Below are 20,245 nucleotides of genomic sequence, written 5' to 3'. Positions count from 1 at the left end.
GTGCTGTCGCCGGCCGGCTCGCGCCTGTGCACCGGAGCCTGCGGCCACTCGTTCGCCCCGTTCACCGCTGGTTCCCGCGCAACGCCACCAGGTCCGCCAGCTCGGCGTCGGTGAGTTCGGTCAGCTCCGCCTCCCCGGAGCCGAGCACCGCGTCCGCCAACCGCTGTTTGCGGGCCAGCAGCGCGGCGATCCGGTCCTCGACCGTGCCCTCGGTGACCATCCGGTGGACCTGCACCGGCTGGGTCTGGCCGATGCGGTAGGCCCGGTCGGTGGCCTGCGCCTCGACCGCCGGGTTCCACCAGCGGTCGAAGTGCACGACGTGCGCCGCCCGGGTCAGGTTCAGGCCGGTGCCCGCCGCCTTCAAGGACAGCAGGAACACCGGCACCGCACCGTCCTGGAACCGCCGCACCATCTCCTCCCGTTGGGCGACGGGCGTCCCGCCGTGCAGCAGCTGGGCCGACACCCCGCGCGCCGCCAGGTGCGCCGCCAACAGCCGTGCCATCCCCACGTACTGGGTGAACACCAACACGCCGGCGCCCTCGGCGAGGATCGTGTCCAGCAGCTCGTCGAGCAGTTCCGTCTTCCCCGACCGGCCGGCGAACCGCGCGGCCCCGGCGTCCGGCGCGCCGGGCGGTTCCTTGAGGTAGTGCGCGGGGTGGTTGCAGACCTGTTTGAGCGCGGTGAGCAGCTTCACCACCAGGCCGCGTCGGGCGAGCCCGTCCGTCCCGGCGATCTCGCCGAGCCCCTCGCGCACCACCGCTTCGTACAGTGCGGCCTGTTCGGCGGTGAGCGCCACCGCCCGGTCGGTCTCCGTCTTGGGCGGCAGCTCCGGGGCGATCCCCGGATCGGACTTGCGCCGGCGCAACAGGAACGGCCGCACCAGCCGGGCCAGTCGGTCCGCCGCCGCGGCCGCCTCCGGGGTGCCCGCCGCGTCGCCCTCGATCCACTGCGCGTGCCGCTGCCGGAACCGGCCCAACGACCCCAACAGTCCCGGCGTCGTCCAGTCCAGGATGGCCCACAGCTCCGACAGGTTGTTCTCCACCGGCGTCCCGGTCAGCGCCACCCGGGCCTTGGCGGGCAGCGTGCGCAGCGCCCGGGCGGTCGCCGAGAAGGGGTTCTTGACGTGCTGCGCCTCGTCGGCGACGACCAGCCCCCAGCCGGCACCCGCCAAGGTGGCGGCGTCCAGCCGCATCGTCCCGTAGGTGGTGAGGACGAACTCCCCGTCGGTGAGGTCCGCCAGGCTGCGCCGCCCGCCGTGGAAGCGGCGCACCGGCGTCCCCGGCGCGAACTTCTCGATCTCCCGCTGCCAGTTGCCCATCAGGGAGGTCGGGCAGACCACGAGCGTGGGCCCGGCCGACTCCGCAGCGCCCTGCCGGTGCAGGTGCAGGGCGATCAGGGTGAGGGTCTTGCCCAGGCCCATGTCGTCGGCCAGGCAGCAGCCGAGGCCGAGCGACGTCATCCGGTGCAGCCATCCCAGACCGCGCACCTGGTAGTCGCGCAGGGTGGCGGTGAGCCCGGGTGGCGGCCCGACGGCCGGTTCCTGCGCGCCCTCCGGGTCGGCCAGCCGGTCGCGAAGCCGGGCGAGCCAGCCGGACGCCTGGACCACCACCTGGCTGCCGTCCTCGTCCTGGGTGCTGCCGGTGAGTGCGGCACCCAGCGCATCGAGCGGGGTGACCGCGCGGTCCTTGCGGTCCCGGGCGGCGCGTACCGCCTCCGGGTCCACCAGGACCCACCGATCGCGCAGCCGCACCAGGGGGCGTCGGTCCTCGGCGAGCCGGTCCAGCTCCGCCCGGTCGATCTCCTGGTCGCCGATGGCGAACCGCCAGCTGAAGGCGAGCAGCGCATCGGCCGAGACCAGCGACGGCACCCCGCCGGACGGGCGCCCGGCCGCTTCCGGCCCGTCCGGCGGCCCCACCACGGCGCGCGTGGTGAGCGTCCGCGTCAACTCCCGCGGCCAGTGGACCCGCACCCCGGCGGCGGCCAGTGCGGCGGCCGCCGGACCCAGCAGCTCGGCGACCTCCTCGTCCGCCAACTCCAGGGCGTCGGGCACCGCCGCCGACAGCAGCGGCGTCAACGGCGCCCAGGCGGCGGCCGCCCGGCGCAGCGTCAGCAGGGCCTCGGTCCGGGCCCGCGGCCCGAACGCCTGCCCCGCCGGGGCCGTGCCCGCCCACACCTCGGCGGCGTCCGCGACGACCGTCGGATCGGCCGCGTCGTGCACCTGGACGACGGCGGTGAACGTGGCGGCGGGCGCTGCGGTCCCGCCGGCCTCCAACCCGTGCGCCTCCACCCGCAGCGAGATCCGCACCCCGGCGTCGTGTCCGGCGGCGATCTCCGCGGCCCAGGCGCGTCGTTCCGGGACGTGCTGCGGGGCGGACGCGGCGAAGGCGGGCCCGCCGGCGGCCAGTTCCGCCGCGGGGGTGCGGGGCAGTCCGTCGGCGACCGCGTCGAGGAAGGCCCGCACCAGGTGCTCGGGGGACGGCAGTCGCACCGGATCGGTGCCGGGGACCGGGGCGGCGTGGGCGTGCGGCGGCATCGCGGCGGCCAGTTCGCGCAGCCGCGCCACGTCGTCCGGGTCGAGGGGGCCGGCCCGCCAGGCGTCGTGGTCGGTGGGGCTGAGGCCCGGCAGCAGGCGTCCGCGGGCGGCGACGTGGAGTGCGAGCAGGGCGGCGGCGCCCCAGAAGGCCGCGGCCGGATGGGCCTGCCGGCCGTCGCGTATCCGGGTGAGCAGGGGGAGCGCGGCGGCGACCGGCAGGACCAGGGCCGGCACCGTGCGCACGGCGATGTCGCCGTCGTCCGCCGGCCCGGTGGGGAGGGCGACGGGCAGCTGCTCCCGTACCACCGGGCCGTGGACGGCGGCCTCCGGGACGGGGCCGCCGTCCGGGCGCCAGAAGGCGATCCGCCCGAGCCGCGGCGGATCCGACGGCAGGAAGAGCACCGCGCAACGGGACAGCTCGGTGAGCGGAACAGGCGTGACCGCGGGGTGGGAAGCCACTGGGGCGCATACTCCTCAAATTTGACTACTGGAGCGTGGAGCGCCCGAGGGTACAGCACGCTCCGGCCCGTCAGGGAACCTCCGACGCCGAACCGGCGTTCAATGGGATACGACAGAGCGGCGCGCGCCGCGGAAAGGGCGTGAAGGATGTCCACACAGGCGAAGGTCGCGATCGGCGGCGTCGCGGTGGGAGTGCTCCTGCTGTGGCTGCTGCCCTTCTGGGCGGCCGTCTTGGTGATGGTCGGAATCCCGGCCGTCGCGTACCTGACGCTCGACCCCTCCCAGCGGCGCCGGCTGCGCCGGGCCAGCCGCAAGCAGCTCGGCCGCTGAGTCGGCGGCCCCGGCCGGCGCCCGCCCCCTGGAGCGGCCCGGCCGGTCCGGCCGTCAGGCGGGGCGGGGCGCCAGGCCGTCCAACGACGCCAGCAGCGCCGGAAGTTCCGGCCCCCGCCCCACCGGATGCACCTGCCCGGGCTCGTCGTCCAGCAGGACGAACGCGATGTCGTCGGTGCGCGCCACCATGCTCCACCCCGGCCCGTCGACCCGCAGCGTGCGGGCCTCGCCGGCGGCGAACGACGACCGGACCCGGCCGGGCGGCGGCGGGTCGGCGAGATAGCCGCGGGCCTGCGCCAACACCCGTCGCACGCCCTGGTGCCGCTCCTCGCCGGGCTCCGCGAAGGTGATCTCCTCGTCCTCGACCTGGCTCCGCCACGCCGCCCACTGGAGCGCTATCTCGTCCGCGCCCAGCCGGCGCTGGGCGGGGCCCCAGTCCGTCGCGTCCGGCGGCGCCAGCGGTGTCCGGTCGCTCTCCTGCGGCCCGGGGTCGTGCGGTTGCGGCACCCCGGGTGTCGACACCGCCAGGGCCAGCGGCCACCCGGGCAGCGCCACGACGATGCCGTCCTCACCGGGCGACAGGTCGTACTCCATGCCGCAGTCCCAGGCCGCGATCGCACAGGCCACCAGGGACACGTCCTCGGTGACCACGGTCCAGCGCGCCCCGGTGCCGTCCTGGCCGAGGACCAGCCCGTAGCCCTCGGCGTAGGGTTCGAGACCGAGCCCCGCACACACCTCGGGATAGTCGTCGCCGAGCACGCTCGGGAACTGCGCGGGCGTCAGCAGCACCGCCGTCAAGATGAACAGCTGGTCGCTCAACTGCTCCCCGTCGGTGTTCTCGGTCGTCGGCACGCCCGGCCTCCTCGCATTGCGGTCCGCACTTTCGCCGCGCACCTTAATTGGCCGAGTACGGCCTTGTCACCAGCCGTACGCTGCGACGATGCGCCGCCACGGGGCGTCGCCGGGCCGCCGGACCACGACCCGTCAGGGCAACGGCAACCCCAGGAGGTCATGGGCGACCTCCCGCGGTGACTGCGCCCGCTCCCGCGCCAGGGCGAGCACCGCCCGGCAGGCGAGCTCGTGGACGCCGAAGGCCAGCGCCTCCGGCGACACCCACTCCGCCGCCTGCGCGCCGCGCTCCTCGTCGTCCTCGACGTCCGCCGCCACGTAGCACGCCGCGGCCTCGAAGAGGTTGTGCGGACGCGGCGGCGCCGGCCGCGCGCCGCGGTGGAACACCGTCCGACGCCGGCCGCCGGCAGGTCTGTCGTCGGTGCGTCTGCCGGGGTGCAGCACCCCGGCCAAGTCGCGCATGAATCCGGTCATCTGGCCCCCCGGCCCTCGTCCTTCACCGTCGTAGGAGTGTGCCCGCAGCCCGTAGTGTGGGAACTTCGGCGGAGCGAAGGGACGGACAACAGGTGCGGCGCTACGACTGGTTGACGGAGATCCGACGGCTCGATCCGGAGCGCGACTTCGCGCGGATCTACCAGATCACCGCCGCGCACGAATTCCCCTGGGACGTCACCCGCGCGCTGGAACTCGCGCTCTACCGCACCTACGCGGTGCCGAGCATCGGGCGGCTGCTCGCCGAGACGGCCGAGCTGACGGATCGCGCGCAGAAGCGCTACGACGACACCGCCCTGCTCCTGGACACCGTGGTGGAACACGGCTTCGACGCCACCGACGGGCGGACCGCGATCCGCCGCATCAACCAGATGCACCGCAGCTACGACATCAGCAACGACGACATGCGCTACGTCCTGTGCACCTTCGTGGTGGTGCCGATCCGCTGGATCGAACGGTACGGCTGGCGGCGGCTGAGCGAGCACGAGAAGCGCGCCATCGCCGCGTACTACCGCACCCTCGGCCGCCACCTCGGCATCGGCGACATCCCGCAGACCCACCAGGAGTTCACCGACTGCCTCGACGCCTACGAGGCGGAGCACTTCGCCTGGGACCCCGGTGCCCGCCGGGTGGCCGACGCCTCCCTGGACCTGATGGCCGGTTGGTACGGCCCGCTCGCCCCGGTGGTGCGCGGCGCGAGCCTGGCCCTCCTGGACGACGCGCTGCTGGCCGCCTTCCGCTACGACCGGCCCCGGCCCGCCGTGCGGACGGCGGTGCACACGGCCCTGAAACTGCGCGCCAAGGCCGTGCGGCTGCTCCCGCCGCGCCGCGCCCCCCACTTCGCCCGGCAGAACCCGGAGATCAAGTGCTACCCGAACGGCTACCGGGTCGCCGAGCTCGGGACCTTCCCCGCGTCCCGGCGGGCGGGCGGCTGCCCCGTCCACCCGTCGGACGGCGACGCGCCCGCCCAGGGGGACCCGGCGGCGTCCTGAGGCGGGGCGGCCCGCCGACGATGCCACCGGGGCACCGGGTGCGCCGGCCCCTCACCCCTGGCGGACCGCCAACGCCAGATAGCGGTCGTCCTCGTCGACGTACTGCACGAGGTCCCAGCCGCTGCCGGCCAGGAGGGGACGCAGGTTGGGCTCGGCCCGCAGGTCGTCGGGGGTGAGCGGATGCCCCTTGCGCGCCGCGAGGGCCGCCCGCCCTACGGGGTGGAAGAGCGCGAGCCGGCCACCGGGGCGGACCACCCTGGCCAGTTCGGCCAGTCCGGCCGCGGAGTCGGCGAGATGGGAGACCAACCCGGCGGCGAACACGGCGTCCAGCGCGGCGGACGGGAGCGGTAGCCGGGTCACGTCGGCGAGCAACAGGCCAGCGCAGGCGTCGCGCCCGGCCCGCACGGCGGCCGCCAGCATCTCCGGGGTGAGGTCGGCGCCCAGCACCGTCCCGCCGGGCCCCACGGCCGTTCTGAGCGCCGTCAGGGCGCGTCCGGTGCCGCAGCCGGCGTCCAGCACCCGCTGGCCCTCCTGCAGCCCCAGGGCGGCCACGCCGCCGGCGTAAGCGGGCCCGTCGTCGGGGAACTTGGCGTCCCAGCCGGCGGCACGGGCGCCGAAGAACGCGCGGACGTCGTGCGGACGGCTGGTCTGGGGGCCGGTCATCGGTCTCCTTCGGATGCGGTGGGACGGGCCAGCGGGGCGGTGACGGCGTACAGGGCGCCCGCGACGAGCAGGGCGGCCACCACCCCGAGGTTCATGGCGCCGAGCGTGCCATGGGCGGCGGCATCGGTGAGCAGGAAGCCCACGGCCCGGGCGAGGTGCGGATCGGCGGAGGTCACCAGGCCGAGTCCGACGACGGTGGCGACGGCGAGCGCGAGCACCGCGGGCCACCTGACGCCGGGCGCGGCGGCCGGCCCGGCCCCAGGGCGGCCCGTCCGCCACCGCTCCACCAGGAACACCGCCGTCCAGGCGGCCATCGCCACCCCGACGACGGACAGGAACGCCTGGAACGTGGCGAGGAAACTCGGCGAGACGAACAGCACGTACCAACCGCCGACGGCCATCAACACCCCGTCCACCAGCACCGCGAGGTGCCGGCGGACCGGCACGCCCAGGGCCAGCAGCGACATCCCCGAGCTGTAGATGTCCATGATCGCCCCGGAGGCGAACCCCCCGATGGCGGTGAGCAGGTACGGCACCAGGAACCAGGTCGGCAGCGCCGCCGCGAGCGCGCCCACGGGGTCGGCGGCGGCCGCCGCGGCCAGCTCCGGGTCGCCGGCGTTCAGCATGACCCCGAAGACCAGCAACACCACCGGGGCCAGCACCCCGCCCAGCGTCGTCCAGCCGGTGATCGCCCGACCACTGCTGCCGCGGGGCAGGTAACGACTGTAGTCCGCACCACAGTTGACCCACCCGAGCCCCAGGAGGGTCATCGCGAAGACCACGCCCCCGACGGCCGTGCCGAGCCCGCCCGGCCGGCCCGCCAACAGGGCGGACGGGTGGATCCGGCCGGCCATCAACACCAGGTAGGCCGCGGTCATCACGGTGATGGCGGCGGTCAGGTACTTCTGCACCCTCATGATCAACGCGTGGCCGTAGACGCCCACGACCACCACCGCGACGGCGGTCACCGCGAAGCACAGCGCCTGCGCCCCGGTGGTCGGCGTCCGCCCGTCGGCCCGGGCGAAGGCCGCCGGCGAGACGCGCGCCAGGATCACCGCACCGCCCAGGGAGGAGAGCGCCACCAGCACGGTCTCCCAACCGACGTTGGAGACGTAACTGAACAGCGTGGGAAGCGTGTTGCCCTGCCGCCCGAACACGGTCCGCCCGATGGCCATCGTGGGCGCCCCGGTCCGTGTCCCGGCCACCGAGACCAGGCCGACCAGGACGAACGACAGCACGTAGCCGACGGTCCCGGTGACCACCGCCTGCCAGGCATTGAGGCCGATCCCCATGACGTAGATCCCGTAGGCGACGGACAGCAGCGACAGCCCGGAGGCGGCCCACGGCCAGAACAGGGAGCGGGGCGTGCCGTGCCGTTCGGCCTCCGGCACCGGATCGAGGCCGTTGCGTTCGACGGTGGCGGCCGACGGCCGCGCCGCCACGGACGCGGCGGGCCGCTCCGGCGACCGCGGTGCCTGCTGCTGCGTCATGGGCACATGATCCCCCATGGCCGGCGGGCGCGGGGCAGGCCCGTAAGGGGAAGCGGGAGCCGGCGCACCGTACGGCCGGACGGCACCGGATGCGGCAGCAGGGCACGGGCGCGCCACCAGCCGGAAAGCACCCCGATCGGCGATCCCGTGGCGGCTTTGTCGAATTCGAGGAAATCCCGATCAGCGGAGGGTACGGTCCTCGCCATGGATTTCCGGACGGCACCCGGTGCCGCCGCCGGCCCCATCGTTGTGCCCTGGATCCACACACCCGCGCCGCGCGGGACCTCGCACCCTGGAGGAGACGGCCGATGACCGCCGTACAAGGGACCCCGGAGGACATAGTTCCCCGCCCCGCCCCCGATGTGGCCCTGAAGATCTTAGTCGCGGGCGGTTTCGGGGTCGGCAAGACGACCCTGGTGGGCGCCGTCAGCGAGATCCGTCCGCTGCGCACCGAGGAGCGCCTCAGCGAGGTGGGCCATGCGGTCGACGACACCGGGGCGGTGGCGGACAAGACCACCACCACGGTGGCGATGGACTTCGGTCGCATCACCATCAGGGAGGGCCTCTCCCTCTACCTCTTCGGCACCCCGGGACAGGACCGCTTCTGGTTCCTGTGGGACGACCTCTCGGACGGCGCCCTGGGGGCCGTGGTGCTGGCCGATACCCGACGGCTGCCGGACTGCTTTCCGGCCATCGACTACTTCGAGCGCCGCGCCCTGCCGTTCGTGGTGGCGGTCAACTGCTTCCCGGGGGCCGGGTCCTACGGGGCCGACGAGGTCTCCCGCGCCCTGGACCTGGACCGCGGCACGCCCGTCGTGCTCTGTGACGCCCGGGACCGCGACTCGGGCAAGGAGGTGCTGGTCCGGCTGGTCGAGCACGCCGGGCGGAGGCACACCACCCGGCAACTGGGGCCGGTGGGCTGACGAGCCGGGGCGGGGGAGCGGACGGCGCGGCACGCGACCGGCGCACCGGCGGTGCCCGCCGCTCAGTCCGCGAGCGCGGCGACCGCGACGGCCCGGTCGATCCGGACCCGCACCAGAAGCTCCCCGGGCACGCCGTTGCGGGCGCCGTACTCCTCGGCACGGTCCTCGCCCATGTAGCGGGCCGCGATCCGGGCCGCCCAGTGCCGGACGTCGGACAACTCCTCGCTCAGCGCCGCCGTGCCCTGCACGACGACGAACGAGAACGGCGGCCGTTCGTCGTCCACGCACAGCGCCACCCTGCCGTCACGGGCGAGATTGCGGCCCTTGACGGTGTCCCTGCCGGTGTTGAACACCAGGTCGTCGCCGTCCATGAGGAACCACACCGGGGCGACGTGCGGACTGCCGTCGGCCCGCACGGTCGACAATTTTCCGGTTCGCGTACCCGCGGAGAGGAACGCGAGCCGCTCGTCCTTCGTCATTGTGTGTGCCATGCCGCCATCCTCGCCGCCGGCACGAACCGGAGGCGGGTGGCACGCCGGGGTGCGGAGCCGCTTGCCGAGACGGCGGAGGTGGGACAGGCTGGCACGGCGGCTCGCCAACAGGCTGCGAACTACCGTCCGGCCACACTGCGGACGGGGATACGGGGAGGAACGGGCATGGCACTGAGCAGCGGACTCGACTGGCTGCTGGACGACCTGACCAAGCGGGTGGAGCAGGTGCGGCACGCCTTGGTGCTGTCCAACGACGGGCTGGTGACCGGCGCGAGCCAGGCGCTGGAGCGGGAGGACGCCGAACACCTCGCGGCGGTCGCCTCCGGGCTGCACAGCCTCGCGAAGGGGTCGGGCCTCCACTTCGGCGTCGGGCGGGTGCGCCAGACCATGGTGGAGTTCGACGACGGGATGCTGTTCGTGACGGCGGCGGGGGACGGCAGCTGCCTGTGCGTGCTCGCCGGCGCCGACTCCGACATGGGCCAGATCGCGTACGAGATGACGCTGTTGGTCAACCGCGTCGGCGAGCACCTGGGCGTCGCGGCCCGCCGGCCGGAGAGTTATCCACAGGCTCGACAGCAGCTTTGACGCGCGGTCACCCCCCGCGGCTATCGTCGTAACCGTCAGTGATCGACGACGATCGAGTCGCAGGGGGAAGCACCATGACGATGACAGTGATGCGCGACGGACGGCAGACGCTCTCGACGGCGCGCGCCGCGCAGGAGCTGGAGCTGCGGACCGGCGAGTGCGAACTCGCCACCCAACTCGGGGAGGTCCGGACGGTCCCGGCCGGGACCGCGGGTCGGCCGGGAAGCGGCGGACCGCCCGGCCGGCTCCGGGTGCCGGCGGAGGAGATCGTCCGGCTCCGGGCCGAACCGGACTTCCCCGAGGCGCTCCGCGCCCGACTCCGCACCGTCACCACCAATGAGGCGGCCGCCCTGCTGGGCATCGGCCCCGGCCGGGCCCTGCGGCTCACCCGCGCCGGCTGCGTGAGCCCCGTCCGCTTCTATGTGAACCGCTTCGGCGCGGTGGTCTGGCTCTACCTCGCCTCGGAGATCTCCGACTTCGCCGACCGCGAGCCGGAGCTGTTGCAGGGAAACACCCCCGCCGCGATGCGGGTGATGCTCACCAACGGGCAGGACTGGCGGGGCCGCCAGTGGCGCAGCCGCCGGGTCGCCCAGCTGCTGGGGCGGACCGACGATCCCTGGGAAGCGGCCGCGGTGATCGCCGCCGTCCTCCCGCCGGAGGAACGGGCCTCGGTCGCCGAGGACCCGCTGGAGCGTGCCCTGCTGCGCCGCCTCCGGCCGACGCTCGCCTCCGTGACCACGGCGACGCCCGCGGCCCACGAGTCCTACGAACGGGTCCTGGCGGCAGAGGAGTTCGACGAGGTCCTGTGGTACCGCGTCAATCTCTCCCGCGCTCTGGAAACCGCCCGCCGCGAGGATCCAGGGCGGGTCCGCCCGGCGCCCGCCGGGCGGGCCGACCGCCCTTCCGAACTGCGGAACAGCCCCTCCTGGCCGCCACGGCCGCGCAGCCTCGCCCGGCAGGTTTAGCCGCCCTCACCCTCAGGCTTCTCCGGTGCTCCCGGGGTCCGACAGCACGGCGCGCGCGATCGTCGACAGGACCAGGGCCCGGTCCTCGCCGACGACGAGCCAGCCCTTGTCCAGCAGGGATTGCAGCAACGGTCGGGCCTCGTCGCCCAACGCATCCGCCACCTCGTCATCCGTGGCCGGCATACCGGCTCCGACGCGGCGGGCGACGTGGCGGACGACGGTCTCCTCCGCCGGGGTGAGGGTGAAGTCCATGAGGCGAGCGTACGGGGGTGACGCGGCCGCCGGGCACGCCCCTGTCCGTCGCCGAGCGCGCGGAAGGGGGCTTCTGGGAGCGGTCGGTTCCGGAGAGCGGTGCGGCGGTCGTTCTCCGCGTCCGTCCGGAGAAGGGAAGCCGGTCCACGGGTGGCACGGGTCGGAGGTGTGCCGGAGCCTCGTCCGGCTGCCGGCGGTGTTCGGCCGGGAGCCGGCGGGCATGTGCGCGGTGATCGGCCGGCCGGTGGCCTCCGGCGGGGAAGCGGAGGCGGACACCCAGCGGCGCGCGGCGTAGGACCGGCGCCCACGTCGCGCGCCGTCAGGCGACGTCGTCTGCTGACGGTCAGTTGCTGTAGACGTTTCCGACGCTGAAGTCGGCGTTGCTGAAGGGCGAGTCGGTGTCGTCCGCGCTGGCCGTGGCGGCGCCGGCCAGTACCGCGGCGGCAGCCAGGGCGACGGCAGCGATGACGATGCGTATCCGCATGATGTGCTCCTCTTGCTCTTGGGAGAGACCTTGCACCTTCACGATTGCAGCGGCGGCGAGGGCGCACTCGATGTGTTGGTCCATTGGTGCCCGCGGCGGTCCTCAGGGCAGATACGGAGTGCCAGGCACGGTGTGCGTGCCGGGCCTCGTCGTCGGCTCGTCCCGGTGCTTGCCGGGGAGCGCCTCACGGCCCGCCGGTCAGCGTGGCCGGCGGAGCCGGTTCCGGGGCGGCCGGGACGACCGGGTGGGCGCCCGCGGCCGGCGGCCGAGCCGGGTCGGCCTGCTACGAGGTCGTCTCCGGAGCGGTCGCCTCTCCGGAACCGTCCATGTGGCGCGGGCCGTAGGGGCGCAGCAGGCCCTCCTGTACGACCGAGACCAACAGGCGCCCGGCGCGGTCGTAGATGCGGCCGCGGGCCAGGCCCCGGCCGCCGGTGGCGACGGGGGACTCCTGGTCGTAGAGGAACCACTCGTCCGCCCGGAAGGGGCGGTGGAACCACATCGCGTGATCGAGGGAGGCCATGTCGAAGCCACGCGGGCCCCACAGGGGTTCGATCGGGATGCGGACGGCGTCCAGCAACGTCATGTCGCTGGCGTAGGTCAACGCGCAGGTGTGCACCAGCGGATCGTCGCCGAGCGGTCCGACGGCGCGCATCCAGACGGCGCTGCGGGCATCCGCGCCCTCGATCTCCTCCGGCGTCCAGCGCAGCCGGTCGACGTAGCGGATGTCGAACGGCTGCCGGCGGGCCATCCGCTCCAGCGCCTCGGGCAGACCGCCCAGGTGCGTGCGGACCTCTTCCGCGACGTTCGGCAGTTCTTCCGGGTCGGGCACGGCCCGGCGCATCGGCAGTTGGTGGTCGAAGCCGGGTTCCGGCTTGTGGAAGGAGGCGGTCAGATTGAAGATCGTGCGGCCCTGTTGGACGGCGACGACGCGACGGGTGGTGAAGGACCGCCCGTCGCGGACCCGCTCGACCTGGTACACGATCGGCACCCCCGGCCGGCCCGGCCGGAGGAAGTACGCGTGCAGCGAGTGGACCGGCCGGTCCCCTTCCGTGGTCCGGCCGGCGGCCACCAGCGCCTGGCCGGCGACCTGCCCGCCGAAGACCCGCTGCAGGCTCTCCTGCGGGCTCCGGCCGCGGAAGATGTTCACCTCGATCTGTTCCAGGTCCAGCAGATCGACCAGCTTCTCGGCCGGATTCGTCATGACCGGTGGCCCTCCGTCGTCTCCTTCGGCGGCCTCGGTCGACGCCGCCGCCTCACAGCTGTCCCACATCGGTGACCCGGACCACCGCGCGCCCCTCCTCGTCGGAGGCGGCCAGGTCCACCTCGGCCGAGATGCCCCAGTCGTGGTCGCCGTTCGGGTCGGCGAAAGTCTGCCGCACCTTCCACAGCCCGTGCGCGGTGTCCTCCTCGATCTGGAGGAGCTTCGGACCGCGCGCGTCCGGGCCGGTGCCCAACTCGTCGTACTCGTCCCAGTACGCGTCCATCGCGTCGCCCCAGGCGTCGGCGTCCCAGCCGGAGTCGGCGTCCAGTTCGCCGAGTTCCTCGACGTTGTCCAGGGCCGCCAGCTCCACCCGACGGAACATCGCGTTGCGGACCAGCACCCGGAAGGCCCGTGCGTTGGCGGTGACCGGCCGCACCTGGTCGGCGCGTTCGGCCGCCTCCTCCGCGGTCTCCTCCGCGGGGTTGGCCAACTGCTCCCACTCGTCCAGCAGACTGGAGTCGACCTGGCGGACCATCTCGCCGAGCCAGGCGACGATGTCCTGGAAGTCCTCCGACTTCAGGTCGTCCGGCACGGTGTGGTCCAGTGCCTTGTACGCGCTGGCCAGGTAGCGCAGCACGATGCCCTCGGTGCGCGCCAGCTCGTAGAAGGAGGTGAACTCCGTGAAGGTCATGGCCCGTTCGTACATGTCGCGGATGACCGACTTCGGCGACAGCGGGTGGTCGCCGACCCACGGGTGGCTCTTGCGGTAGAGGTTGTAGGCGTGCGACAGGAGCTCGTCGAGCGGCTTGGGGTACTCGACGTCCATGAGCCGTTCCATGCGGTCTTCGTACTCGACGCCGTCGGCCTTCATCTGGGCGACCGCCTCGCCGCGCGCCTTGTTCTGCTGGGCGGCCAGGATCTGCCGGGGGTCGTCCAGCGTCGACTCCACCACCGAGACCATGTCCAGCGCGTACGACGGCGACTCGGGGTCGAGCAGGTCGAACGCGGCCAGGGCGAACGTCGACAGCGGCTGGTTGAGCGCGAAGTCCTGTTGGAGGTCGACGGTGAGCCGGACGATCCGGCCCTCCGCGTCCGGCTCCGGGAGCCGCTCGACGATGCCGCCGTCCACGAGGGAGCGGTAGATCGCGATGGCCCGTCGGATGTGCCGCAGCTGGTTCCGGCGCGGCTCGTGGTTGTCCTCCAGCAGCCGGCGCATCGCCTCGAAGGCGTTGCCCGGCCGGGCGATCACCGACAGCAGCATGGTGTGCGTCACCCGGAAACGGGAGGTCAGCGGCTCGGGGTCGGAGGCGATCAGCTTCTCGAAGGTGTTCTCGCCCCAGTTGACGAAGCCCTCCGGCGCCTTCTTGCGGACCACCTTGCGGCGCTTCTTCGGATCGTCGCCGGCCTTCGCCAGCGCCTTCTCGTTCTCCACGACGTGTTCCGGGGCCTGGGCGACCACGAAGCCTGCGGTGTCGAAACCGGCCCGCCCGGCGCGGCCCGCGATCTGGTGGAACTCCCGCGCCCGCAGCGTCCGCACCCGCTGCCCGTCGTACTTCGTGAGGGCCGTGAACAGCACGGTGCGGATGGGGACGTTGACGCCCACGCCGAGCGTGTCGGTGCCGCAGATCACCTTCAGCAGGCCCGCCTGGGCCAGCTTCTCCACCAGCCGGCGGTACTTCGGCAGCATGCCGGCGTGGTGGACGCCGATGCCGTGCCGGACGTACCGGGAGAGGTTGCGCCCGAACTTCGTGGTGAACCGGAAGTTCCCGATCAGCTTGGCGATCTCGTCCTTCTCGGCGCGGGTGCACATGTTGATGCTCATCAGCGCCTGCGCCCGCTCCACGGCGGCGGCCTGGGTGAAGTGCACGATGTAGACCGGCGACTGGCGGGTCTCCAGCAGTTCGGTCAGCGTCTCGGTCAGCGCAGTGGTGCGGTACTCGTACGACAGCGGCACCGGCCGGGTCGCGGAGCGCACCACCGAGGTGGGCCGCCCGGTGCGCCGGGTCAGGTCCTCCTCGAAGCGCGACATGTCGCCGAGCGTCGCCGACATCAGGACGAACTGCGCCTGCGGCAGCTCCAGCAGCGGGATCTGCCAGGCCCAGCCGCGGTCCGGCTCGGCGTAGAAGTGGAACTCGTCCATCACGACCTGGCCGATGTCGGCGTGCCTGCCGTCACGCAGCGCGATGGAGGCGAGCACCTCGGCGGTGCAGCAGATCACCGGGGCGTCGGAGTTGACCGACGCGTCGCCGGTGAGCATGCCGACGTTCTCGGTGCCGAACAGCTTGCACAGGTCGAAGAACTTCTCCGAGACCAGTGCCTTGATGGGCGCGGTGTAGAAGGTGACCTGGTCGTTGGCGAGCGCGGTGAAGTGCGCGCCGGCCGCCACCAGGCTCTTGCCGGAGCCGGTGGGGGTGGACAGGACGACGTTCGCCCCCGAGACCACTTCGATCAGCGCCTCCTCCTGGGCAGGGTAGAGCGTGATGCCCTGCTGTTCGGCCCAGCTCGAAAAGGCTTCGAAGAGGGCGTCGGGGTCGGCGTTGTTCGGCAGCTGATCGATGAGGGTCACGCCCCCCATACTGCCTGCCTTCGGCCCGGATCCGAGAACCGGTGCTCCGGATGGAGATCAACTGGAGACCAACGGGGACCGCGGGGCCCCGGCCCGCGCCCTCGCGCGCCGGCCCGGGCGCACGGGGCGAGCGGCCGTGCGCGGAGCGTTCCCGGCGTGTCCCGCGCCGGGCCGCGGCGCTGTCACCCGCTCCACCCGCTCCCCGCGTGGAGATCATCTGACGCTACGCTGAGTCGCCGACCGGGCGTCAGACGTGCAGAACAAGGGGTGGGGAACAACCATGATGGGACCGGCGCACTCGCTGTCGGGAGCCGCGGCCTGGCTGGGGGTGGGGGCGGCGGCCTACGGCGCCGGCTCTCCGATGCCCTGGCCGGTACTGGTCAGCGGTGCGCTGATCTGCGCCGGGGCCGCGCTGGCACCCGACCTCGACCACAAGGCCGCCACCATCTCGCGCGCCTTCGGGCCGCTGTCGCGGTGGCTGTGCGAGGTCGTCGACGCGCTCTCGCACGCCGCCTACAAGGCGACCAAGATGCGCGGCGACTCGCACCGCTCGGGCGGGCACCGGACGCTGACCCACACCTGGCTGTGGGCGGTGCTGGTCGGTGGCGGCATGTCGCTGCTGGCGATGGAGGGCGGGCGCTGGGCGGTGCTCGGCATCCTCTTCGTGCACATGGTGCTCGCCATCGAGGGGTTGCTGTGGCGGGCGGCCCGGGTCTCCAGCGACGTGCTGGTGTGGCTGCTCGGCGCCGCGTCGGCCTGGATCCTGGCCCAGACCATGGACCAGCCGGGCAACGGCGCGAACTGGCTCTTCGGCGAGCCGGGGCAGGAGTACCTCTGGCTGGGTCTGCCGATCATGCTGGGGGCGCTGGTGCACGACATCGGCGACGCCCTGACCGTCTCGGGCTGCCCGATACTGTGGCCCATCCCGATCGGCCGGAAACGCTGGCACGCGCTGGGTACGCCCAAGCCGATGCGGTTCCGGGCCGGCAGCTGGGTGGAGCTGAAGGTGCTGATGCCGGCGTTCATGCTGCTCGGCGGCATCGGGGCGCTGGGGGCGCTGGGCTACATCTGATGCGTGCGGGCGGACCGGGCCGCCGCCCGGTCCGCCCCCAGACCACCGGTGGCGTCCCGCTGACCAGAGCGGGGCGCCACCGTGCGTTCCGTGGCGGTTCAGCCGTGCCACGACCGCCACAGGGCCGCGTAGGCGCCGCCGGCCGAGACCAGTTCCCGGTGGCTGCCCAGTTCGCTGATCCGGCCGTCCTCGACGACCGCGATGACGTCGGCGTCGTGGGCGGTGTGCAGCCGGTGGGCGATCGCGACGACCGTCCGCCCGTCCAGGACCTTGCCCAGCGACCGTTCCAAGTGGCGCGCGGCGCGCGGGTCCAGGAGCGACGTCGCCTCGTCCAGCACCAGGGTGTGCGGATCGGCCAGCACCAGCCGGGCCAGCGCGATCTGTTGGGCCTGGGCCGGGGACAGGGCCGTGCCGCCGGAGCCGACCTCGGTGTCCAGACCGCCGGGCAGGGACTGGGCCCAGTCGTCCGCGTCCACCGCGCCCAGCGCCGCCCAGAGTTCGGCGTCGGCCGCGTCCGTACGGGCCAGGAGCAGGTTGTCCCGCAGCGTGCCGACGAAGACGTGGTGCTCCTGGTTGACCAGGGCGACGTGCTCCCGGACGCGTTCGGCGGGCATCGCGGAGAGTTCGGCGCCGCCGAGCGAGACCGAGCCGGACCGCGGTCCGTAGATGCCGGCCAGCAGTCGGCCCAGGGTGGACTTCCCGGCGCCGGACGGGCCGACCAGCGCCACCCGGCTGCCGGGGCGGACGTTCAGCGAGACCTGGCGCAGGACGTCGACGCCGGCGCGGTAGCCGAAGCTGACGTCCTGCGCGCGCACGTCCCGGCCGCCCGGCACCACCGAGGCGTCGGCGGGCTCCGGTTCGATCTCGCGCACGCCGACGAGCCGGGCGAGCGACACCTGGGCCACCTGGAGCTCGTCGTACCAGCGCAGGACCAGGTTGACCGGTTCGGTGAGCATCTGGGCCAGCAGCGCGCCGGTCGTCAGCTGCCCCGGGGTGAGCCAGCCGTGCAGCACGAACAGCCCGCCGAGCACGACGACCGCGCCGAGCACCAGTACGTGCGTGACGTTGATGACCGGGAAGAGCACCGAGCGCAGGAAGAGGGTGTACCGCTCCCACTGGGTCCAGGTGCGGATCCGGTGCTCGGACAGGGTGATCCGGCGGGCGCCCAGGCGGTGCGCCTCGATGGTGCGGCCGGCGTCCACGGACTCGGTGAGGACCGCGGAGACCGCGGCGTAGCCGGCGGCCTCGGAGCGGTAGGCGGCCGGCGCGCGCTTGAAGTACCAGCGGCAGCCGACCAGCAGCACCGGCAGGGCGAGCAGCACGGACAGCGCGAGCGGCGGTGCGGTGACGGTGAGCCCGCCGATCAGCAGGCCGGCCCAGACCACGCCGATCGAGAGCTGCGGCACGGCCTCGCGCATGGCCTCGGCGAGCCGGTCGATGTCGGTGGTGATCCTCGACAGCAGGTCGCCGGTGCCGGCCCGCTCCAGGACGCCGGGCGGCAGGGCCACCGACCTGACCAGGAAGTCCTCCCGAAGGTCCGCCAGCATCCGTTCGCCGAGCATCGCGCCGCGGAGCCGGACCATGCGGACGAAGACCGTCTGCACGACCAGGGCGAGGGCGAACAGGCCCAGGGTGCGGCCGAGTTGGATGCTCCCGCCGTGGCCCGCCGAGAGGTCCTCGACCAGCCCGCCGAGGAGGTAGGGCCCGACCATCGAGGCGATCACCGCGACGGCGTTGACGGTGATCAGGACGGTGAAGTCCCGGCGGTGCCGGCGGAACAGCTCGGCCACGTAGGCGCGCACCGTGGCCGGCGAGCCCACCGGCAGGGTGGCGGTGGTGCGGGCCGGATGGGGATCGTGCTCCGGCGGGGCCAGGCCGATCATGCGGTCTCCTCGGGGGTGCGGTGGGGGGCGGTGCGGCCTTCCGGCGTGCCGCGGACGGCGTCCGGTTCGCGGGTGACGACGGCGCGGTACTCGGGGTGGGTGTGCAGCAGTTCGCGGTGCGGGGCCTCGCCGGCGACCTTGCCCTCCTGGAGGAACACCACCTGGTCGGCGCGGTCCAGGAGCAGCGGACTGGCGGTGAGCACCACGGTCGTGCGGCCCGCTCGGACGTCCCGTAGGCCGTCGGCGACCCGGGCCTCGGTGTGGGCGTCGACGGCGCTGGTCGGTTCGTCCAGGACCAGCACCTCGGGGTCGGCGACCAGCGACCGGGCCAGGGCCAGCCGCTGGCGTTGGCCGCCGGAGAGGGACCGGCCGCGTTCGGTGATGTGGGTGTGCAGGGGGTCGTCGGAGTCGTCGGCGGACGCCCGGGCCAACGCGGCCAGCACGTCGGTGCATTGGGCGGCGTCGAGGGCCTCGGTCTCGGTCACCCGGCCGGAGGAGGGGACGTCGAGGAGTTCCCCGAGCGTGCCGGAGAGCAGGACCGGGTCCTTGTCCTGGACGAGGACGGCCCTGCGGGCGGTGTCACGCGGCAGGTCGTCCAGCGGGGTGCTGCCGAGGACGACGGAGAGCGCTCGGTCCGGGGCCGCGGGCGGGCTGTCGGGCGCGGTGGCGTCCTGCGGCGCGGGCGGGGCGGCGTGCGGCGGGTGGCCGCCGAGGCGCTCGGCGAGCAGGCCCGCCGCGTCCGGGTCGCCGCACACCACCGCGGTCAGCCGGCCGGCCCGCGCGGTCAGGCCGCTCATGGGGTCGTGCAGGTCACCGGCCGGCGGTCGCGGGTCGGGCAGGCGCCCGCCCGTGGGGCGGCTCAGCGCCAGGACGCGTGCCGTGCGTCCCGCCGACGGCAGGCAGAAGGACCAGGCCATCGTGATCTCTTCGAAGTGGCGCAGCGGGTAGAGCAGGAAGGCCACCGCACCGTAGAGGGTGACCAGTTCGCCGACGGTGATCCGGCCGGCGAGCGCGAGCCGGACGCCGTCCCAGACCACCGCGATCAGCAGCAGGCCCGGCAGCGCGACCTGCACCGCGGAGATCAGCGACCACATGCGGGCGCTGCGCACGGCGGCCCGGCGGACCTCCTGGGAGGCGCTGCGGTAGCGGCCGAGGAAGAGGTCCTCGCCGCCGATGCCGCGCAGCACCCGCAGGCCGGCGACGGTGTCGGAGGCGAGTTCGGTGGCGCGGCCGGCCATCTCGCGCTGGGCGTCCGCCCGGCGGGTGGCCGGCGGCAGCAGCGGCAGGACGGCCAGCGCCAGCAGGGGCGTGCCGAGGGCCACCACGAAGCCGAGCTGCGGTTGGTAGACGACGAGGGCCAGGCAGACGCCGACCGACGCCACCAGGGCCGCGCCGAAGCGCGACAGCGTCTCGACGAACCAGCCGATGCGTTCCAGGTCGCCGGTGCTGACGGCGACGACCTCACCGGCCGCCACCTGTCGGGTCATCGCCCCGCCGAGTTCCGCGGTCTTGCGGGAGAGCAGTTGCTGCATCCGGGCCACCGTGACGATCCAGTTGGCCACGGCCGACCGGTGCAACATGATGTCGCTGACCGCGACCAGCGCGCCGAGCAGCATCAACAGGCCGCCCGCCAGGATCAGCCGGGTGCCGTGGCCGTCCACCGCGGCCTGCACGGCCAGGCCCACCGGCAGGGGGAACGAGGCCATCGCGCCCATGTGCAGCAGCCCCCAGCAGAGGGACTGGACCTGTCCGCCGAGCTGTTGCCGGCACAGCCACAGGAGGAATCGGCCGCCCGTACGGACGTCCGGGACGCCGGGGTCGGGGTGGGGGAGGTCGCGAATGCGCATGATGTCCCAGGAGTTGTCGCGGGAGGTGGGGGGTGGGCCGCGCGCCGGGCGGGCCGCAGGAGGGGCGGGCGGGTCGTTGGCGGGGGAGCGGTGGCACGCCGCCCGGGCAGGCCGGAGTGCCCTCGCGCCCCTCGGTGACGGCCTCGGCGCGAGCGGAGGCACACGAAA

Annotated in this window: 18 protein-coding genes; 6 read left to right on the top strand and 12 right to left on the bottom strand. The window is 73.8% G+C overall.

From position 1 onward, the window contains the following. Positions 1 to 61 precede the first annotated feature (61 nt). On the bottom strand, positions 62 to 2,992 hold the full coding sequence (locus ACJ6WD_RS00865; RefSeq protein ID WP_407614931.1) for a DEAD/DEAH box helicase: 2,931 nt from the start codon (positions 2,990 to 2,992) through the stop codon (positions 62 to 64). Positions 2,993 to 3,139: 147 nt separating this feature from the next. Between ACJ6WD_RS00865 and ACJ6WD_RS00860 the strand changes: the two genes are divergently transcribed. After that, a complete protein-coding gene (locus tag ACJ6WD_RS00860; protein ID WP_016578086.1) occupies positions 3,140 to 3,322 on the top strand; it encodes a hypothetical protein in 183 nt (60 codons plus the stop codon). A 54-nt stretch (positions 3,323 to 3,376) separates the two neighbouring features. On the opposite strand, the gene ACJ6WD_RS00855 is transcribed toward ACJ6WD_RS00860, so the two are convergent. Next, entirely contained in the window at positions 3,377 to 4,174 is a 798-nt protein-coding gene (locus ACJ6WD_RS00855; protein WP_016572153.1) for a hypothetical protein, read from the bottom strand. Between the two features lie 132 nt (positions 4,175 to 4,306). Beyond that, positions 4,307 to 4,645, bottom strand: coding sequence for a hypothetical protein (locus ACJ6WD_RS00850; RefSeq protein WP_331249480.1), 339 nt, complete (start codon positions 4,643 to 4,645; stop codon positions 4,307 to 4,309). A gap of 92 nt (positions 4,646 to 4,737) precedes the next feature. On the opposite strand from ACJ6WD_RS00850, the gene ACJ6WD_RS00845 reads away from it, so the two are divergent. Continuing rightward, entirely contained in the window at positions 4,738 to 5,655 is a 918-nt protein-coding gene (locus ACJ6WD_RS00845; protein WP_233656614.1) for an oxygenase MpaB family protein, read from the top strand. A 51-nt stretch (positions 5,656 to 5,706) separates the two neighbouring features. Here the strand turns inward: ACJ6WD_RS00845 and ACJ6WD_RS00840 are convergent, their stop codons facing one another. After that, positions 5,707 to 6,318: a methyltransferase domain-containing protein gene (locus tag ACJ6WD_RS00840; protein ID WP_331249482.1), complete on the bottom strand. Its 612-nt coding sequence runs from the start codon at positions 6,316 to 6,318 to the stop codon at positions 5,707 to 5,709. Continuing rightward, positions 6,315 to 7,808, bottom strand: coding sequence for a purine-cytosine permease family protein (locus ACJ6WD_RS00835; RefSeq protein WP_407614930.1), 1,494 nt, complete (start codon positions 7,806 to 7,808; stop codon positions 6,315 to 6,317). The genes ACJ6WD_RS00840 and ACJ6WD_RS00835 overlap by 4 nt, the downstream gene beginning before the upstream one ends. Positions 7,809 to 8,116: 308 nt before the next feature. Between ACJ6WD_RS00835 and ACJ6WD_RS00830 the strand changes: the two genes are divergently transcribed. Beyond that, positions 8,117 to 8,731: an ATP/GTP-binding protein gene (locus ACJ6WD_RS00830; RefSeq protein ID WP_233656616.1), complete on the top strand. Its 615-nt coding sequence runs from the start codon at positions 8,117 to 8,119 to the stop codon at positions 8,729 to 8,731. 62 nt (positions 8,732 to 8,793) lie between these two features. Here the strand turns inward: ACJ6WD_RS00830 and ACJ6WD_RS00825 are convergent, their stop codons facing one another. Next, on the bottom strand, positions 8,794 to 9,222 hold the full coding sequence (locus ACJ6WD_RS00825; RefSeq protein ID WP_233656617.1) for a PPOX class F420-dependent oxidoreductase: 429 nt from the start codon (positions 9,220 to 9,222) through the stop codon (positions 8,794 to 8,796). A gap of 165 nt (positions 9,223 to 9,387) precedes the next feature. On the opposite strand from ACJ6WD_RS00825, the gene ACJ6WD_RS00820 reads away from it, so the two are divergent. Together ACJ6WD_RS00820 and ACJ6WD_RS00815 are read left to right on the top strand one after the other, a co-directional pair. Continuing rightward, a complete protein-coding gene (locus tag ACJ6WD_RS00820; protein WP_016572146.1) occupies positions 9,388 to 9,807 on the top strand; it encodes a roadblock/LC7 domain-containing protein in 420 nt (139 codons plus the stop codon). 74 nt (positions 9,808 to 9,881) lie between these two features. Further along, positions 9,882 to 10,772: a DUF6397 family protein gene (locus tag ACJ6WD_RS00815; protein WP_233656618.1), complete on the top strand. Its 891-nt coding sequence runs from the start codon at positions 9,882 to 9,884 to the stop codon at positions 10,770 to 10,772. A 12-nt stretch (positions 10,773 to 10,784) separates the two neighbouring features. Here ACJ6WD_RS00815 and ACJ6WD_RS00810 read toward each other — a convergent pair whose 3' ends face one another. The 4 genes from ACJ6WD_RS00810 to ACJ6WD_RS00795 form a co-directional block, all read right to left on the bottom strand. Next, positions 10,785 to 11,024 (bottom strand): hypothetical protein, encoded by a 240-nt coding sequence (locus tag ACJ6WD_RS00810; protein WP_233656619.1) that lies wholly within the window; start codon positions 11,022 to 11,024, stop codon positions 10,785 to 10,787. Positions 11,025 to 11,367: 343 nt separating this feature from the next. Continuing rightward, positions 11,368 to 11,508: a hypothetical protein gene (locus tag ACJ6WD_RS00805; protein WP_233656620.1), complete on the bottom strand. Its 141-nt coding sequence runs from the start codon at positions 11,506 to 11,508 to the stop codon at positions 11,368 to 11,370. Between the two features lie 283 nt (positions 11,509 to 11,791). Next, entirely contained in the window at positions 11,792 to 12,709 is a 918-nt protein-coding gene (locus ACJ6WD_RS00800) for an acyl-CoA thioesterase II (protein WP_016572141.1), read from the bottom strand. Between the two features lie 52 nt (positions 12,710 to 12,761). Then, positions 12,762 to 15,275, bottom strand: coding sequence for an RNA helicase (locus ACJ6WD_RS00795; RefSeq protein WP_016572140.1), 2,514 nt, complete (start codon positions 15,273 to 15,275; stop codon positions 12,762 to 12,764). Between the two features lie 280 nt (positions 15,276 to 15,555). Between ACJ6WD_RS00795 and ACJ6WD_RS00790 the strand changes: the two genes are divergently transcribed. After that, entirely contained in the window at positions 15,556 to 16,347 is a 792-nt protein-coding gene (locus ACJ6WD_RS00790; protein ID WP_233656622.1) for a metal-dependent hydrolase, read from the top strand. Between the two features lie 98 nt (positions 16,348 to 16,445). Here the strand turns inward: ACJ6WD_RS00790 and ACJ6WD_RS00785 are convergent, their stop codons facing one another. Together ACJ6WD_RS00785 and ACJ6WD_RS00780 are read right to left on the bottom strand one after the other, a co-directional pair. Then, a complete protein-coding gene (locus tag ACJ6WD_RS00785) occupies positions 16,446 to 18,230 on the bottom strand; it encodes an ABC transporter ATP-binding protein (RefSeq protein ID WP_331249486.1) in 1,785 nt (594 codons plus the stop codon). Next, positions 18,227 to 20,077 carry an ABC transporter ATP-binding protein gene (locus tag ACJ6WD_RS00780; RefSeq protein WP_233656624.1) on the bottom strand — a complete coding sequence of 617 codons (1,851 nt, stop codon included), beginning with the start codon at positions 20,075 to 20,077 and terminating at the stop codon, positions 18,227 to 18,229. The genes ACJ6WD_RS00785 and ACJ6WD_RS00780 overlap by 4 nt, the downstream gene beginning before the upstream one ends. Between the last annotated feature and the right edge of the window lie 168 nt (positions 20,078 to 20,245).

Source organism: Streptomyces sp. VTCC 41912, assembly GCF_045799175.1.
In the GTDB taxonomy this organism is placed as follows: Bacteria; Actinomycetota; Actinomycetes; order Streptomycetales; family Streptomycetaceae; genus Streptomyces; species Streptomyces albulus_C.
Note: the sequence above shows the minus strand (reverse complement) of the source record. Positions and strands in the feature narration are given on the sequence as shown.

Excerpts from the sequence above, each read along its gene's own strand:
- ACJ6WD_RS00820 (WP_016572146.1), top strand. The coding sequence starts at position 9,388 with ATGGCACTGAGCAGCGGACTCGACTGGCTGCTGGACGACCTGACCAAG.
- ACJ6WD_RS00780 (WP_233656624.1), bottom strand. The coding sequence starts at position 20,077 with ATGCGCATTCGCGACCTCCCCCACCCCGACCCCGGCGTCCCGGACGTC.
- ACJ6WD_RS00785 (WP_331249486.1), bottom strand. The coding sequence starts at position 18,230 with ATGATCGGCCTGGCCCCGCCGGAGCACGATCCCCATCCGGCCCGCACC.
- ACJ6WD_RS00860 (WP_016578086.1), top strand. The coding sequence starts at position 3,140 with ATGTCCACACAGGCGAAGGTCGCGATCGGCGGCGTCGCGGTGGGAGTG.
- ACJ6WD_RS00790 (WP_233656622.1), top strand. The coding sequence starts at position 15,556 with ATGATGGGACCGGCGCACTCGCTGTCGGGAGCCGCGGCCTGGCTGGGG.
- ACJ6WD_RS00850 (WP_331249480.1), bottom strand. The coding sequence starts at position 4,645 with ATGACCGGATTCATGCGCGACTTGGCCGGGGTGCTGCACCCCGGCAGA.
- ACJ6WD_RS00810 (WP_233656619.1), bottom strand. The coding sequence starts at position 11,024 with ATGGACTTCACCCTCACCCCGGCGGAGGAGACCGTCGTCCGCCACGTC.
- ACJ6WD_RS00805 (WP_233656620.1), bottom strand. The coding sequence starts at position 11,508 with ATGCGGATACGCATCGTCATCGCTGCCGTCGCCCTGGCTGCCGCCGCG.
- ACJ6WD_RS00825 (WP_233656617.1), bottom strand. The coding sequence starts at position 9,222 with ATGGCACACACAATGACGAAGGACGAGCGGCTCGCGTTCCTCTCCGCG.
- ACJ6WD_RS00815 (WP_233656618.1), top strand. The coding sequence starts at position 9,882 with ATGACGATGACAGTGATGCGCGACGGACGGCAGACGCTCTCGACGGCG.
- ACJ6WD_RS00840 (WP_331249482.1), bottom strand. The coding sequence starts at position 6,318 with ATGACCGGCCCCCAGACCAGCCGTCCGCACGACGTCCGCGCGTTCTTC.
- ACJ6WD_RS00835 (WP_407614930.1), bottom strand. The coding sequence starts at position 7,808 with ATGACGCAGCAGCAGGCACCGCGGTCGCCGGAGCGGCCCGCCGCGTCC.
- ACJ6WD_RS00800 (WP_016572141.1), bottom strand. The coding sequence starts at position 12,709 with ATGACGAATCCGGCCGAGAAGCTGGTCGATCTGCTGGACCTGGAACAG.
- ACJ6WD_RS00830 (WP_233656616.1), top strand. The coding sequence starts at position 8,117 with ATGACCGCCGTACAAGGGACCCCGGAGGACATAGTTCCCCGCCCCGCC.